Source organism: Methylophaga sp. OBS1 (genome assembly GCF_026319365.1).
Window position 1 is genome coordinate 234519 of sequence record NZ_JAPDMS010000001.1, and the last position, 16022, is coordinate 250540.

Here is a 16022-nt window from a genome sequence, read left to right on the forward strand (position 1 = left end):
TCATGATCAGACCAGTCGATTTCCCGTACAATCCTGTCAAGGCAGGATTCAGCTGCTACCCGCTAGCCAGCGTGCCTCAAGCCGGCCGCCGACTGAAGCTATACCCGTTGTACAAGTACTAATCACTATGTTTCGCTATTTTGGCTTTGGCTCTAATATGAATATCACCTCACTGCGCGCAAAGGGCGTAGAACCTTTGTCCTCTCGGCCCGCAATTTTAAGGGGGTGGCAGCTTCGTTTTAATGTCGAACATTTTTTTCGTCATGAAGGGGGCGTGGGCAACATAGAGTACGCCGGAGATCCCATTGAACGGGTGCTGGGCGTCCTTCACGAGTGTCCTGATGAAGCGCTGGAAGCGCTGGATGCCATGGAAGCCTATGGTCATGGCTATGACCGTATCACTGTTGAGGTAGAGGTCGACGGTGAGCGAGTCCCGGCATTTGTCTATATCGGCATGCCGGCATTTATTAATCACACCTGTCTTCCCAGCCGGCGTTATCTTAATTTGTTAATTCAGGGGGCTCGTTCGGCAGGGCTGGATGCTGATTACATCCATGATCTGTCAAGTCATCCTGTCCACAAGCCTGAAGCGTACCCGCTTTTCACACCACCCAGTGGTGACTTTCCGCTATTTGATTATCAATCCCTGTCTCGACATCCACTTTATACGGCACTTTACGGAGCGGTGTTCGATATGTCGCAGGCGCGCCCGAGACATGATTACCTCAAGCATTTCTTCGGGGGCCGGGACATGACACTGTTTCATCTCAAGCGGCTCGATACCAGTGATGGTAATGAGTGTCTGGACGATATCCTGCATGACCGTCTCAATGATATCCAGAAACACTATCTCAACTGCTATCTGAATGAGTATGCGAGAGAGTATCGGTATGTGGGGCGATTCAACCACCACCAGGCCTGAGGAGGGCATTAATGGAACAATTTAGCCCCGCACTGGCACATGGACATCTTGAGCCCGTGTTTCAGGATATTTTTTTCGTTACTGGTGCGATGGAAACCGTGCTTCAGGATTTGGATTGGTGTTTTAGTCGCAATATGACCGTGGTCAGGGAGGGGGAACGACTGATCGTCATCAACACGGTTCGCCTTGATGAAACGGGATTGGCGGAGTTGGAGCGTCTCGGACAGGTGACCGATGTCATACGGCTTGGTGCTTTACATGGTCGTGATGATTCTTTCTATGTGGACCGCTATCAGGCTCGATACTGGACCTTACCCGGTCTTGCCAATGACAATACACTGGCAGTGACTCATACGCTCAGTGAGGAGGGACCGTTGCCTATTTCCGATGCCTCATTGTTTGAGTTTCAGACAACGCGGCTCCCTGAAGGTATTCTGCATCTTAAACGAGACGGTGGCATCCTCATCGCCTGTGATGCACTGCAGAACTGGATTTCAGACGATGAATTTTTCTCTGATGCTTCCAGAGATCGGATGCAGGAGATGGGTTTTTTCACGCCCGCCAATCTGGGACCGGTCTGGTGTCAGGCGGCTGCACCTGGCGGGGAAGACTTTTTACGACTGAAAACACTGAACTTCAAACATGCACTTTGCGGACATGGCGAGCCTCTGAGGGAAACGGCGCACGAAGACTACAGCGCGACCTTTAACCGGTTATTCGGTGTCTAGCGCGGTTATCATCGATGAGGGTGAAAAAAGGACTGCAACTACCCGGCTATGAAGTGGGCTCCGCGCTTTATCAAAGTGGGGGACGGGTTATTTATCGAGCTTATCGCATACAAGACAATCTCCCTGTAGCGGTTGAGACGATTGATGCCGAATACCCTGAGCGTCAACAGGTGGCCGAAATGTATCGTGAAGGTCGCATGTTGCGACAGCTGAAAGAAGTGACCGGAGTGCGTCAGATTTATGCAGTGCAGACTCACGGTAGCGGTAATCTGGCACTGATCTGCGAGTACTTCAGTCACACCCTTCAATCCCATCTCAGCGCCAAAGAAGGCAAGATTTTATTGCTTGTCGAAGTGCTCAATATTGCCTTACAACTTGCTCATATCCTGGAGAGACTTCACGAACAGGATATTGTGCATAAAGCACTAACCCCCGACCATATCCTTTTTGACCCTGTCAGTGGTGATGTAGCGCTGGCAGGCTTTGGCATTGCTTCTGAATTAGATCAGGAGCGGCAGACCGTACAACTGTCCAGGCATATCGACGGACCGCTAGCCTATATGTCGCCTGAGCAGACAGGCAGGATGAATCGGGAGTTGGATTACCGATCTGATTATTACTCGCTCGGCGTGTTGTTGTTCGAGTTAATGACCGGGGAAAAACCATTTCAGGCAGACAGTCCGTTGGGATGGGTCCACAGTCATATCAGTCGACTCCCACCAGCCCCCCATCAAATCGTTGAAGCGATACCAGAGGCGCTATCGGATATCGTCCTCAAGCTGATGGCAAAAAGCCCCGAATCACGATATCAGAGTGCTGCTGGACTGATACACGATCTGAAATACTGTGCGGATCGCTTGGCCGCTGGCCATAAAATTGAGCGTTTTCAACTGGGTAAGAGGGATATGGGACATAAGTTCCTGATTCCACAAACCATCTATGGTCGTGAACGAGAGCTCGCGACGTTGATGCAGCTGTTCGATACTGCCGCGTCAGGGGGGACGGCATTCTGCCTGATTCATGGTTATTCCGGTGTCGGTAAATCGGCATTGGTTAACGAGATAGATCGACCGCTGGTGCGCGAGCACGGCTTTCTGGTTCAGGGCAAATTCGAGCAGTTTCAACATGGTGAAGCCTACAAAGTACTGGCAACCGCCTTACGCGGTCTCGTTCAGCAGATTCTGGCATTAGCTGAAGCAGAGCTGGCCGGTTGGCGAGAACAGCTACTGGAGGCGCTGACACCGAATGCCGCTCTGGTCGTGGATTTGGTACCGGAGCTGGAATTAATCATCGGCTCTCAACCCTCAGTTGCCACATTGCCACCAGCGGAAGCCAGTAACCGGTTACACCTCGTTTTGCTTGCTTTTCTACGTGTGTTTGCAGGGGAGGGGCATCCGGTTGTGCTGTTTCTTGATGATCTGCAGTGGAGTGATACGCCTACACTGGATTTTCTGCGTCGCATGATGACGACCCATGAGCTCAAACACTTGCTGTTTATCGGGGCTTATCGCAGTAACGAAGTGGGGCCGGGACACCCACTTCGGTTATTGCTGGAAGAGGTTCAGGAACAGGCTAATATTCACCCTTTACCGCTGGGGCCGCTTGATAGAAGCTCTGTGGAAAAACTCGTGGCTGAAGGCTTATATCGCGAACCGGCTGAAGTACGACCACTCAGCAATATGCTCTATGACAAGGCGCAGGGTAATCCTTTTTTTACAAATGAATTGCTGCGGCAACTTCACAAGGAAGCTGCGATAACAGCAGATCTGAATACGGGACAATGGGACTGGGATTTGGATGCGGCACGGTGGTCAACTGTCAGTAGCGATGTCGTTGAGTTTATGGTGGATAATCTCAGGCGGTTTGAGTCTGACACACAGCTGATTCTGCAATTGGCCGCCTGCATTGGTGGTCGTTTTGATTTGCATACCCTCTCGCTGGTCTATGAGCATTCTTTATCAGACACCGCTAAGGCATTACAGCCAGCATTGAAGCAACACACCATCCTGCCCTTGCACAGTGATTATCGACTGGTAGGAGAGGGCGACCTGGGGTTGGACTTTAATCCAACTTATAAATTCCATCATGATCGTGTGCAACAGGCTGCCTATGCCTTGATCGACCCTCAGCAACGACAAGCTGTTCATCTTTTCGTTGGACGCTTAGTGCTTCAGCACCTGGGTCAGGAGACAGTGCCTGATGATCGTCTTATCGATATCGTTGAGCATCTCAATGCCGGGCGAGCACTAATTGATTCCATAGAAGAGCGATGGCTGCTTGCAGAATTGAATTTGCGAGCGGGTGTCCGTGCCAGGCAGTCTTCAGCCTATGAATCAGCCTGGCACTACCTGATGGTTGCCGCGGAACAGTTACCCGCTGATTCATGGCAGCGCACGCCTGTATTTATGAAAGATCTTGCACTGGAAACGCAGCAGTGTGCCTATCTTACCGGACGTACTGAGGCGGCTGAGAATGGGATAGCGATCTTGCTTGAGCATGCTGAGTCGGATTTGGCGCGAGCAGACATACTGGCCATTCGTACCCGCCAATACGCGACACTGGGCCGAATGGCAGCGTCTATTCATTCGGCAATCGAGGGATTAGCGCTGCTTGGTGTGGATTTTACTGACCAGCCTGGAGATGCAGACATCGACGAAGAGCGACGCTTGGTTGAAGCGAACCTGCAGGGGCGGGCTATCTCAGATTTGGTCGATGCACCTCTGGTTCAGGACAAATCAGCACTGACCGCGATGCGATTGTTGATGGAAATTTTTGCGGCCGCCTTTTTATCCGGTAGTGGTAAGTTATTCCCCTATCTGGTGCTGAAATCAGTCAATTTGTCATTACGTCATGGCAACTGCCCGGAGTCTGCTTTTATTTATGCGGCTTATGGCATGCTGCTTTGTGGCGAACTCAATGAGCCAGCACTGGGTTATCAGTATGGTAAAGTCGGCCTGGCTATCAATGAGCGACTCGATGATCTCACGCTCAGGGCAAGAGTTATCTATGTCTATGGGATGTTCGTACATCATTGGAGTCATCACTGGTCAAGTCTGACCCCCTGGTTCCGCAGAGGTATTGAAGCGGGCTATCAGACGGGGGACTTACTTTACCTCGCCTACAGTGCTCAGGATTGTGTCATTTGGGATCCAAAGCTGGACTTGGAAACAGCACATCGACTGCATGCCGAGAATCTGGAGATTGTGCGTGAGTGTGCCTATCAGGATTCACTGGATTCAGGGACCTTATTTTTACAATTTCAGCGAAACCTGCTTGGCCTGACAGATAATCCCTATTCGCTCAGTGACGCCAGCTTTGACCAAGAGGCCTGTCTGGCCGGCATGCACCAGCGTGGGTTTATGACGGGTATTGCCAATTACCATATCTACAGTGCCGAAATTTGTTTTCTGTATGGCGAGACAGATTTAGCACTGGAACACGTCAGGGCACAGGATGGCCTGGTCAAATCAGCGATGTCTCTGCCGCAGCTGGTTCGTTTCTATATCGTGGCATTTATGACGCTGGCAAGTCACTATCCCAAAATGGCGGCAAATCAGCAGCGCGATACCCGTGAACGCATGATACGTGATCTTGAACAAATGAAACGGTGGGCGGATAACTGCCCGGACAACTTTCGCCATCTTCAGTATCTGATGGAAGCAGAACTGGAGAGCTTGCAAGGCACGCTTGAGTTAGCTCTGGAATACTATGAAGCTGCGATCGATGCGGCGAGAGAAACAGGATTCCTTCGAGACGAGGCCACGGCTCATGAGCGAGCTGCGCGATATTTACTTGCACATAGACGGGAAAGGGCAGCGCTGGGTTATTTACGCGGCGCCTATCATCTATATGATCGCTGGGGTGCCCAGCGGAAAGTCGATCTGCTGGAACAGGAATTCCCGGTATTAAAAGCGTTGTCGGCAGAAGTAAATAGTCATGCTGTACAGAGAGAGCCGACCGATATCGACCTCGCCTCAGTCATGAAAGCTTCAAGGGAAATCTCCGGCGAAATCGTACTGGACCGCTTGCTCAAAACGACGATGAATATCGTGCTTGAAAATGCCGGCGGTCAATGGGGATGTCTGGTCGTTGTTCGAGGTGGTCGATTGGTTGTAGAGGCTGTTGCTCTACCCGAATCGACATTATCGACAGCAGGTTTACCTCATCAATCACTGATTCCTGATAATGAAGGTGGTCGTCTTGCACTACCGGTCACCCTGATCACTCAGGTACTGCGAAGTGGTGAATCAGAAGTTATCCATGATGTATCGCAGAAAAGTTTATTCACTCAGGATCCTTATATACTCAAGTTCAGACCCAAGTCGGTATTGTGCGTGCCCATCAGACGTGAGCGTTTTGAGGGCGCTTTATATATGGAAAATAACCTCGCGAGCGGTGTCTTTACTCAATCACGAGTGGAGGTGATTCAGTTGTTGGCAGCCCAGGCATCGGTCGCAATTGAGAATGCCAGTCTGTACGAACAGGTTCAGGATTATTCCCGGACTCTGGAACATAAAGTAGCCGAGCGGACGGCGCGACTGGAGCAGCTTAATCAGAAATTGCAGGGACTGGCTGAACATGACGGTCTGACCGGCATTGCTAACCGCCGCCGTGGAGATGCCTACCTGGCTGAGGTATGGACTCGACTGCGGCGTGAAAAAAAGCCTTTATCGGTGATTATGCTTGATGTCGATCACTTCAAGGCCTTTAATGATAATTATGGTCATCGGGCAGGGGACAACTGCCTGATATCGGTTGCTGAAACATTACGAGCACAACTACAAAGACCGGGAGATCTGCTTGCTCGATATGGTGGCGAGGAATTTATCCTTATCCTGCCAGACACTGACAGCCAGGGCGCAACGCTTATGGGGGAAAAGGTGCGTGCTGCCATAGAGAGTCTGGCAATAGAGCACGCGCACTCTTCAACCGCCGAGGTGGTGACTTTAAGCGCGGGGACGGCCACTGTGACGCCCGAGGCTGAAGCAGGTCTGGAACAACTACTTCGAGCAGCCGATACCGCACTTTATCGAGCTAAACAATCAGGTCGCAACCGGGTGAAAGCGGCCAATGATGGAGTAAGCGAGAAGTAAAGAGATGAGCACAAAAAAAGCAGTCATCGCTAGGCGAATAACTGCTTTATTGTATTTACTTTTTTGGCGCGCCCGGGAGGATTCGAACCTCCGACCGCCTGGTTCGTAGCCAGGTACTCTATCCAGCTGAGCTACGGGCGCTAAAGCCGTTTATTATACTAACATCCAGTGATGTCCGCAATAATAATTCTGGCGGAGAGCGAGGGATTCGAACCCTCGATAGGGGTTAACCTATACGCCCTTAGCAGGGGCGCGCCTTCAGCCACTCGGCCAGCTCTCCATCAAAGCGGCACAGTATAACAGATGTATTTTATTTGGCTAGTGATATCGTGAAATTAACCGGCATTCGGGTGATCTTTTTCCTGCTGGATACGATCATAGATTTCTTCACGATGCACAGATACGTCTTTAGGTGCGTCCACACCGATTCTGACCTGGTTACCTTTAACACCAAGCACATTTACAACGACATCATCACCAATGATGAGTGATTCGCCGACACGACGTGTGAGTATTAACATGATTTTTCCCCTTTACTCTCAAAAGCAGGCCGAGGTCACCAGGAGAAAATGTGAATTCTTCCATGCTGTAAGGCCTCGTGCCTTGTCCTGTTTAATGAATATTTCCTTGTTTAGAGATCTTATACGTCTCTTTTATTGTGGACTGTAAAATAGTCGTAACTACTTCACAGTCCAGTTCATTTTATCAGGAAGTTAAGTTGTTCGCGAGATAATTGTCTCAGTTTTATGACAAAAATCAGGCAGCTGGGTTCTGTTCCAGGTTGAATGCCTTGTGCAGTGCGCGAACACCCAGTTCCAGGTATTTTTCATTGACTACCACGGAAATTTTAATTTCAGAGGTCGAAATCATTTCAATATTGATGTTCTCATTAGCAAGCGCAGTGAACATCGTGCTGGCAATACCGGCATGAGAACGCATACCTACACCGACGACCGAAATTTTGGCGATATGATCATCACCATTGACCTCGCGCGCGCCAAGTTTTTCAGCTGTCTGCTCCAGAATCTTCAGCGCTGATTTGTAATCATTACGATGGACGGTAAAAGTAAAGTCGGTGGTGGAATCGTGTCCCGTGTTCTGAATGATCATGTCGACTTCAATATTCTGTGCCGCCACCGGGCCCAGAATCTGTGAGGCGACGCCGGGATGATCGGGGACACCCAGTACGGTAATTTTGGCTTCATCGCGGTTAAACGCGATACCTGAAATAAGAGCTTGTTCCATTGATGGGTCCTCTGCAGCGATCAGTGTGCCGCCACCTTCTGTGAAAGAAGAGAGCACACGAAGCGGAACATTATATTTACTGGCAAATTCGACTGAGCGAATCTGCAATACCTTGGCACCTAAGCTGGCCATTTCCAGCATTTCTTCGAAGGTGATGTGATCGAGGCGACGAGCTTCAGGCACGACCCGCGGATCTGTGGTGTAAACGCCATCAACGTCGGTATAGATCTGACATTCGTCAGCTTTCAATGCTGCAGCCAGTGCCACTGCTGTGGTATCGCTACCACCGCGGCCCAGTGTGGTGATATTGCCGTTTTCATCACAGCCCTGAAAACCCGCTACAACAACGACGCTACCTTGTTTGAGATCATCACGGATTTTGTGATCATCGATCTCGGTGATCCGTGCCTTGTTATGGGCGTTGTCGGTAAGAATACGCACCTGACTGCCGGTGTAGGATACCGCTGGCATGCCCATTTGCTGCAAAGTCATGCTAAGCAGGGCGATGGTGACCTGTTCACCGGTTGACAGCAGCACATCGAGTTCGCGACCACGTGGCTCATCATTCAATTGTTTGGCTAAGTCAATCAGCCGGTTGGTCTCGCCGCTCATCGCAGAGACGACAACCACCATATCGTGACCCTGGTTACGGTAATCAATAACTTTTTTGGCAACTTCTTTGATTCGCTCGACCGAGCCTACGGACGTGCCGCCGTATTTCTGTACGATAAGTGACATGCTTAATTTTCCAGCTTAGATCCGACCCAGTCCGAGACAGAGGCCAAAGCCGCTGCCAGGTTCTGAGGCTCATTACCGCCGCCCTGTGCCATATCCGGGCGGCCGCCACCTTTACCTCCGACCTGACCGGCTACATGTCCGACCAGATCACCGGCGCGGATTTTATCGGTAATATCCTTGGTGACGCCAGCAATAATTGTGATTTTTTCATCCTTGACCGACGTCAGCACGATCGCCGCACTGCCCAGCTTGTTTTTGAGCTGATCAACAGCGTCTCGCAGGGCTTTACCGTCAGCACCCTCAAGCGTTGAGGCGAGTACCTTGATGCCATTAATATCTTTAGCATCATTGGCCAGATCGTCACCGGCGCTGCTGGCCAGTTTCCCTTTCAGACTTTCCAGTTCCTTTTCCAGCTCACGGTTGCGCTGAACTAAGGCGGAGGCTTTGTCCTGCACATTGTCAGGTTTGGCTTTCAGCAGTTCGGAAACCTGGTTGAGTGTATTCAGCGTGTTATCGACGAAATCCAGCGCGGTATCGCCTGTGACTGCTTCAATACGGCGGACACCAGAAGCGATGCCGGCTTCAGCGGTGATTTTGAACAGGCCGATATCGCCTGTATTTCTAACGTGGGTGCCACCACACAGTTCGATAGAAAAATCACTCATGCTGAGCACGCGGACTTTTTCATCATACTTTTCGCCGAACAGCGCCATGGCACCGCTATTCTTAGCTTCTTCCAGTGCCATCAAGCGTGTTTCGACCGGGTGGTTCATTCGAATCTGCTGATTAACCATCCGCTCGATTTCATGCAACTGCGCATCGGTCAATGGCTCAAAGTGGGAGAAATCAAAGCGCAGACGATGGGGATCAACCAATGACCCTTTCTGTGTGACATGGTCACCCAGCACTTTACGTAAAGCGGCATGCAGAAGGTGTGTGGCCGAGTGGTTCAGCGCGGTCGCCAGACGATTGTTTTCATCGATCTGTGCGGTGACTTTCTGCCCAACCTGGAAGCGGCCGTTTTCACAGCGGCCGATATGGGTGAAGGCTTTGCCCTGTTTGCGGGTATCGGTGACGGTGAAGCTGGCGGAATCAGTAGTGATTTCACCGTGATCGCCAACCTGGCCACCGGATTCGGCATAGAAAGGCGTATTGTCGAGCACCAGAATGCCTTCCTGACCTTCATTCAGGCTGTCTACGTGCTCACCATTGAGAATGATATCGGTGATAGTGCCGTCTTCCTGAGTATGCTCATAACCACAGAACTCAGTTTCGCTGTCAATATTGAGTTGTTCGGTCATGCCGCCACCGAACTGGCTGGCACTGCGGGCACGTGAACGTTGTTCTTCCATCGCCCGCTCGAAGCCGGCGATATCGATAGTCAGACCACGCTCGCGGGCGATATCAGCGGTCAAATCGATAGGGAAGCCATAGGTGTCATACAACAGGAACACAGTTTCCCCCGGAATCTCCTTGTCCCCCATGTCTTCAATCGCCTGATCCAGAATGCGCAGACCGTTATCCAGCGTGTCGGCGAAACGATTCTCTTCCTGCAACAGGGCCTTTTCAACCAGGGACTGGGCTTGAGCCAGTTCCGGGAATGCCTCGCCCATTTCATCAACTAATGGTTGCACCAGTTTGTGGAAGAAGGTGTCTTTAAGGCCCAGTTTATGACCGTGACGAATCGCACGGCGGATGATACGGCGCAGTACATAACCACGACCTTCATTTGATGGGTGCACGCCGTCAGCAATCATGAATGAGCAGGACCGGATATGGTCAGCAATCACCCGCAGCGAGAAGTTGCTGCTATCTTCAGTGCCTGACAGGGCCTGAATGGCTTTAATCAGGTGCTGGAACAGATCGATGTCGTAGTTGTTGTGCACGTTTTGCAGCACAGCAGCCAGTCGCTCCAGCCCCATGCCGGTATCCACTGAGGGTTTAGGCAGTGGCGTGAGGGTGCCATCAGCGCTGCGATTGTACTGCATGAATACGAGATTCCAGATCTCGATATAGCGGTCGCCGTCTTCTTCCGGTGTTCCCGGTGGACCACCGGCAACCTCAGGGCCGTGATCATAAAAAATCTCGGAGCAGGGACCGCAGGGACCGGTATCGCCCATCGACCAGAAGTTATCCTTGGCACCGATGCGGGAGAAACGCTCTGCAGAAATACCGATTTCTTTGAGCCAGATATCGGCGGCCTCATCATCTTCCTCAAACACCGTGACCCAGAGTTTTTCTGGTGGCAGTCCCAGCGTGTCTGTCAGAAACTCCCAGGCATATTGGATCGCTTCACGCTTGAAATAATCACCGAAGCTGAAGTTACCCAGCATTTCAAAAAAGGTATGGTGACGGGCGGTGTAACCGACGTTTTCCAGGTCATTATGCTTACCACCGGCTCGCACACAACGCTGGGTCGTCACTGCACGTGTGTAGGCGCGGGTTTCCTGGCCCAGGAAGGTCTCCTTGAATTGGACCATGCCAGCGTTGGTAAACAACAGGGTCGGATCGTTGGCAGGCACCAGCGGACTACTGGAAACCACTTCGTGTCCCTTGCCGGCAAAGAAGTCGAGGAACAATTTGCGTATATCAGCGCTACTTTTCATCGTCAGTTACGTTAAAACTTTCCGTTATTTCGTCATGAGTAAACCCGCGGTACTGTAAAAACCGTTGCTGTTTGGCACGGCTCTTAAAATCTTCCGGGTTTTGCTCGCCAAAACGTTTGCGTCTGACCTCAGAGGCCAGCGCAAACCAGTCTGTATCTGCCTGTTGCAGCGTGTCCGTGATAATGTCGGCAGCCACTCCACGTTCTTTCAACTCCATCCGAATCCGGATGCTGCCATAGCCCCGATTGATGCGGGAATTGACAAAGCTCTCAGCAAAACGCTCATCACTCTGTAGCCCGGCTTGTTGCAGTTCGGCCAGACTTTGTTCAATCTCGATCTCTTCAAAACCAGCTTTTGCCAGCTTGCGGTTCAGTTCCAGTGCACTATGTTCGCGGCGGGCCAGATAGCTCACTGCCTGTTCACTGGCGGATTTGCTCACGCTTCCAGATCGTCCTCAACCGCATCGTTCTCAGCCGCCTTCACTTTTTTAGGCAGCAGGATTTCACGTACCTTGGCTTCGATTTCAGCCGCCGTAGTCGGATTTTCCTTGAGGAAGTTTCGAACATTGTCCTTACCCTGACCGATACGGTTACCGTCATAGCTGTACCAGGCACCGGATTTCTCGACGATATTGGCCTGTACACCCATGTCGATCAGTTCACCTTCGCGTGAAATGCCTTCGCCATAGAGAATGTCGAACTCGACCTGTTTGAAAGGCGGCGCCACTTTATTCTTAACGACTTTAACGCGGGTTTCATTACCCAGGATTTCATCGCCTTTTTTGATAGCACCGATACGACGGATATCCAGTCGAACAGAAGAGTAGAATTTCAGGGCATTACCACCGGTGGTGGTTTCCGGGTTACCGAACATGACACCAATCTTCATCCGGATTTGGTTGATGAAGATAACCAACGTGTTGGAACGTTTAATATTGGCGGTGAGTTTACGCAGTGCCTGAGACATCAGACGGGCCTGCAGACCCATGTGGCTGTCACCCATTTCACCCTCGATTTCCGCTTTCGGGGTCAAAGCAGCGACCGAGTCGACGACCACGATATCCACCGCACCGGAACGTACCAGCATGTCGGTGATTTCCAGTGCCTGTTCACCGGTGTCTGGCTGGGAGACCAGCAGGTCGTCGATATTGACGCCCAGTTTTTCAGCGTAATCCGGGTCCAGGGCGTGCTCGGCATCAACGAAGGCAGCCGTGCCGCCTGTTTTCTGCATTTCTGCGATCGCATGCAGCGTTAATGTGGTTTTACCGGATGATTCCGGACCGTAAATTTCAATGATACGACCACGGGGCAGGCCGCCGATCCCAAGCGCGATGTCCAGGCCGATAGAGCCGGTTGAGACCGAAGCCACGTCGCGAGCGGCACCGGCGTCACCCAGACGCATGACCGCACCTTTGCCGAATTGCTTTTCAATCTGTCCCAGCGCTGCGCCCAGTGCTTTCTTTCTGTTGTCATCCATCTTGCGCCACCCCTGAATTGATTAATTAAAACCAATGGATTATCCCATAGATATCACTCAGGCTCTAGAGGTGAAACGGGCTTTTAACGGTGCGGAGAAAATGACCGCTGTATTTAGTCTTCCGCAGCGATTTTTAACAGACCCGAGAGGGCTTCGAACACAGCCTGACGACGGATACTGTCGCGGTCACCGTCAAATTGAAAACAAACACTATGGACGCCGCCACCGTGCAGACCCCAACCAATCCAGACCGTCCCCACCGGCTTTTTATCTGAGCCCCCGCCCGGGCCAGCGATACCGGTAATGGCGATGCTGTAATCAGCCCGGGAATATTTCAGCGCACCAAAAGCCATTTCCTCCACAACCGGCAGACTCACAGCCCCATTTTTTTCCAGTGTGTCAGCAATGACGCCCAGTTGCTGTTGCTTGGCGGCGTTACTGTAGGTGACGAAACCACGATCGAACCAGGCTGAGCTGCCAGCCAGATCGGTGCAGCTTTTTGCGACCCAGCCACCAGTGCAGGACTCGGCGGTAACCAGCATCCTGCCTTGCATAATCAGCAGCTCAGCGACTTGTTCAACCAGTTGATAGAGCGAAGCGTCAGAAATTTTATTCATGATATAAACTATGCCGATGACTCAATCTCAAAATCATACACCGATGATGCAGCAGTATCTGCGTATCAAGGCGGAACATCCTGAATATCTGTTGTTTTATCGCATGGGCGATTTCTACGAGTTGTTCTTTGATGATGCGCACAAAGCTGCAGAACTGCTCGATATTACGCTGACGGCCCGTGGCAACAGCAACGGTGCGCCGATTCCCATGGCGGGAGTCCCTTATCATGCCGCCGACAGCTATTTATCAAGACTGATCAAGCTGGGGGAATCGGTAGCGATTTGTGAGCAGGTCGGTGATCCGGCAAAGAGTAAAGGACCGGTCGAAAGGAAAGTAGTCCGGGTGCTGACACCGGGCACGCTCACAGAAGAAGCCTTGCTCGACAGTCGTCATGAAAACCTGCTGGTTGCGGTGAGCCAGCACAAGGGCCGTTTCGGTCTCGCTTCTGCAGAAATCAGTAGTGGCCGTTTTATCGTCAGCGAAATTGAAACAGCGACCGACCTGCGCGCAGAACTGGCCCGGCTGCAACCGGCAGAGTTACTGATCTGTGACACGGATATCGCAGCTTATCCGCAGTTTGAAAAATGCCTCCGGCCTTTACCGGAATGGCACTTTGAGCAGAAGGCGGCCCGCAGGCGACTCTGTGAACACTTCAAGGTCTCGGATCTGCAGGGATTTGGCTGCGATGACATGGACTTAGCGGTCAGCGCGGCAGGTTGCCTGCTTAATTACGCTCAGCAAACGCATCGTACGGCCTTACCGCATCTGCGGCAGATCACGGTGGAATATGCCCGAGACAGTATCCGGCTGGATCCGCAGTCCAGACGCAACCTGGAACTGGAACAAAACCTGTCGGGCGGTCGTGAACACACCCTGATTTCCGTTCTGGATAGAACTGCGACGCCGATGGGAGCCCGATTGCTCAGACGCTGGCTGATGCGGCCAATTCGTGACACGCGGGTGTTAAAACTACGTCAGGAGGGCTTTCAGCAGTTTATCGATCAGCAAAATGGTGATGACTGCCATGGACTGATGCGGCAGTTGGGCGACATCGAGCGGATTCTGTCACGTATTGCGCTGCGCAGTGCCAGACCCCGTGATCTGATGCATCTGCGTCGCATGCTGGAGATGCTGCCGGAAATGCATGTTTTGCTAAAACCGATGAGTAGCCTTCACCTCCGTCATCTTGACCGTACGCTGGGTCACTTCAGCGAACTGAAACAACTTCTGCAGCGGGCGTTACTGGATGAGCCACCGGTACTGATTCGTGACGGCGGTGTTATCCGTCCCGGTTACCACGCTGAACTGGATCGGCTGCGCGATCTGCATCAGAATGCCAGCGGCTTTCTTGATAATGTCGAAAAGCAGGAGCGTGAACGCACCGGTGTCAGCAGTCTGAAAGTCGGCTATAACAAGGTACACGGTTATTACATCGAACTCAGCCGTGCCCATGATATTGAGGTTCCCACGGAATATGTACGCCGACAGACACTGAAAAATGCTGAGCGTTACATCACGCCCGAGCTGAAAAGTTTTGAAGAACAGGTATTGAGTGCCAATGAAAAAGCCCTGGCACTGGAAAAGTCACTCTATGATGAACTGTTCGACAAGCTGGCTCCGGAATTACCCGCATTGGCCCAATCAGCGTCCGCGCTGGCCGAACTCGATGTCCTTGCCAATCTCGCTGAGCGGGCAGAAACACTGGACTATGTGGCCCCGACATTCACGGATGAGACCGGTATTGAAATTGAAGCCGGTCGTCATCCAGTCGTTGAAACCAGTCAGTCTGCGCCTTTCTGCGCCAATGATCTGAAATTGTCCTCCAAACAGCCGGTGCTGATTATTACCGGCCCCAATATGGGCGGTAAATCGACTTATATGCGTCAGACAGCGCTAATCGTTCTGATGGCTCATATGGGAAGCTTTGTCCCGGCGAGCAGGGCAGTGATTGGTCCGGTTGATCAGGTATTCACCCGTATCGGTGCCTCAGATGATCTGGCTTCCGGGCGCTCAACTTTTATGGTGGAAATGAACGAAGCCGCCAATATCCTCAACAACGCGACAAAACACAGTCTGGTTCTGATGGATGAAATCGGTCGCGGCACCAGTACTTTCGACGGGCTGGCACTGGCCTGGTCCTGTGCAGAGAAACTGATTCGTGATATCAGCGCTTATACACTGTTTGCCACCCACTATTTTGAAATGACTCAGCTCCCTGACTTGTTTGATAAGGCGCGTAATGTCCATCTTGATGCGATTGAACATGGCGACAAAATCGTCTTTTTGCATCAGCTTAAAGACGGCGCAGCCAATCAGAGTTATGGTTTGCAGGTAGCACAGCTGGCTGGGGTACCGGGTGATGTCATATCAGCTGCCAGGGTCAAGTTGCAGCAGTTGGAGCAGTACCGGTACCAGGGCGAGGAGAGCAGAAAGCTGCCGCAGCCGGATTTATTCAGCAGCACCAGCGAGCCATCTGAACTGGAAAAACGCCTTCAAAGGATTGATCCAGATGACCTGAGTCCGAAACAGGCGTTGGAATTACTCTACGAACTCTGGAAACTGTCGAAAGCAGATTCCTGACGAATGCTTTTATATC

Annotated in this window: 10 protein-coding genes and 2 tRNA genes; 4 read left to right on the plus strand and 8 right to left on the minus strand. The window is 51.6% G+C overall.

Annotated elements, in window-relative coordinates:
• Positions 1-127 precede the first annotated feature (127 nt).
• The 3 genes from OMQ46_RS01090 to OMQ46_RS01100 are packed head-to-tail and all read left to right on the plus strand — an operon-like array spanning position 128 to position 6743.
• Positions 128-922, plus strand: coding sequence for a gamma-glutamylcyclotransferase family protein (locus OMQ46_RS01090; RefSeq protein WP_266235113.1), 795 nt, complete (start codon positions 128-130; stop codon positions 920-922).
• An 11-nt stretch (positions 923-933) separates the two neighbouring features.
• The gene (locus OMQ46_RS01095) at positions 934-1650 is read left to right on the plus strand and encodes a hypothetical protein (protein ID WP_266235115.1); all 717 of its coding nucleotides are present in this window, start codon (positions 934-936) and stop codon (positions 1648-1650) included.
• A gap of 14 nt (positions 1651-1664) precedes the next feature.
• On the plus strand, positions 1665-6743 hold the full coding sequence (locus OMQ46_RS01100) for a diguanylate cyclase domain-containing protein (RefSeq protein ID WP_266235116.1): 5079 nt from the start codon (positions 1665-1667) through the stop codon (positions 6741-6743).
• A 64-nt stretch (positions 6744-6807) separates the two neighbouring features.
• Here the strand turns inward: OMQ46_RS01100 and OMQ46_RS01105 are convergent.
• From OMQ46_RS01105 to pncC, 8 genes are all read right to left on the minus strand, one after another.
• Positions 6808-6884 (minus strand) — tRNA-Arg (locus tag OMQ46_RS01105).
• 49 nt (positions 6885-6933) lie between these two features.
• A tRNA-Ser gene (locus tag OMQ46_RS01110) sits at positions 6934-7023 on the minus strand.
• Between the two features lie 55 nt (positions 7024-7078).
• Positions 7079-7264 carry a carbon storage regulator CsrA gene (gene csrA / locus OMQ46_RS01115; protein WP_266235118.1) on the minus strand — a complete coding sequence of 62 codons (186 nt, stop codon included), beginning with the start codon at positions 7262-7264 and terminating at the stop codon, positions 7079-7081.
• A 235-nt stretch (positions 7265-7499) separates the two neighbouring features.
• Positions 7500-8726, minus strand: a complete 1227-nt coding sequence (locus OMQ46_RS01120; RefSeq protein WP_266235120.1) for an aspartate kinase — start codon at positions 8724-8726, stop codon at positions 7500-7502.
• A 2-nt stretch (positions 8727-8728) separates the two neighbouring features.
• Positions 8729-11332 carry an alanine--tRNA ligase gene (gene alaS, locus OMQ46_RS01125; protein ID WP_266235122.1) on the minus strand — a complete coding sequence of 868 codons (2604 nt, stop codon included), beginning with the start codon at positions 11330-11332 and terminating at the stop codon, positions 8729-8731.
• A complete protein-coding gene (gene recX, locus OMQ46_RS01130) occupies positions 11322-11771 on the minus strand; it encodes a recombination regulator RecX (RefSeq protein ID WP_266235124.1) in 450 nt (149 codons plus the stop codon). Before recX ends, alaS begins: the two co-directional genes overlap by 11 nt.
• Positions 11768-12808, minus strand: coding sequence for a recombinase RecA (recA, locus tag OMQ46_RS01135; RefSeq protein WP_266235126.1), 1041 nt, complete (start codon positions 12806-12808; stop codon positions 11768-11770). Before recA ends, recX begins: the two co-directional genes overlap by 4 nt.
• A gap of 113 nt (positions 12809-12921) precedes the next feature.
• A complete protein-coding gene (pncC, locus tag OMQ46_RS01140) occupies positions 12922-13425 on the minus strand; it encodes a nicotinamide-nucleotide amidase (RefSeq protein WP_266235127.1) in 504 nt (167 codons plus the stop codon).
• Positions 13426-13441: 16 nt separating this feature from the next.
• Between pncC and mutS the strand changes: the two genes are divergently transcribed.
• Positions 13442-16006 (plus strand): DNA mismatch repair protein MutS, encoded by a 2565-nt coding sequence (gene mutS / locus OMQ46_RS01145; protein WP_266235129.1) that lies wholly within the window; start codon positions 13442-13444, stop codon positions 16004-16006.
• Positions 16007-16022: the final 16 nt, after the last annotated feature.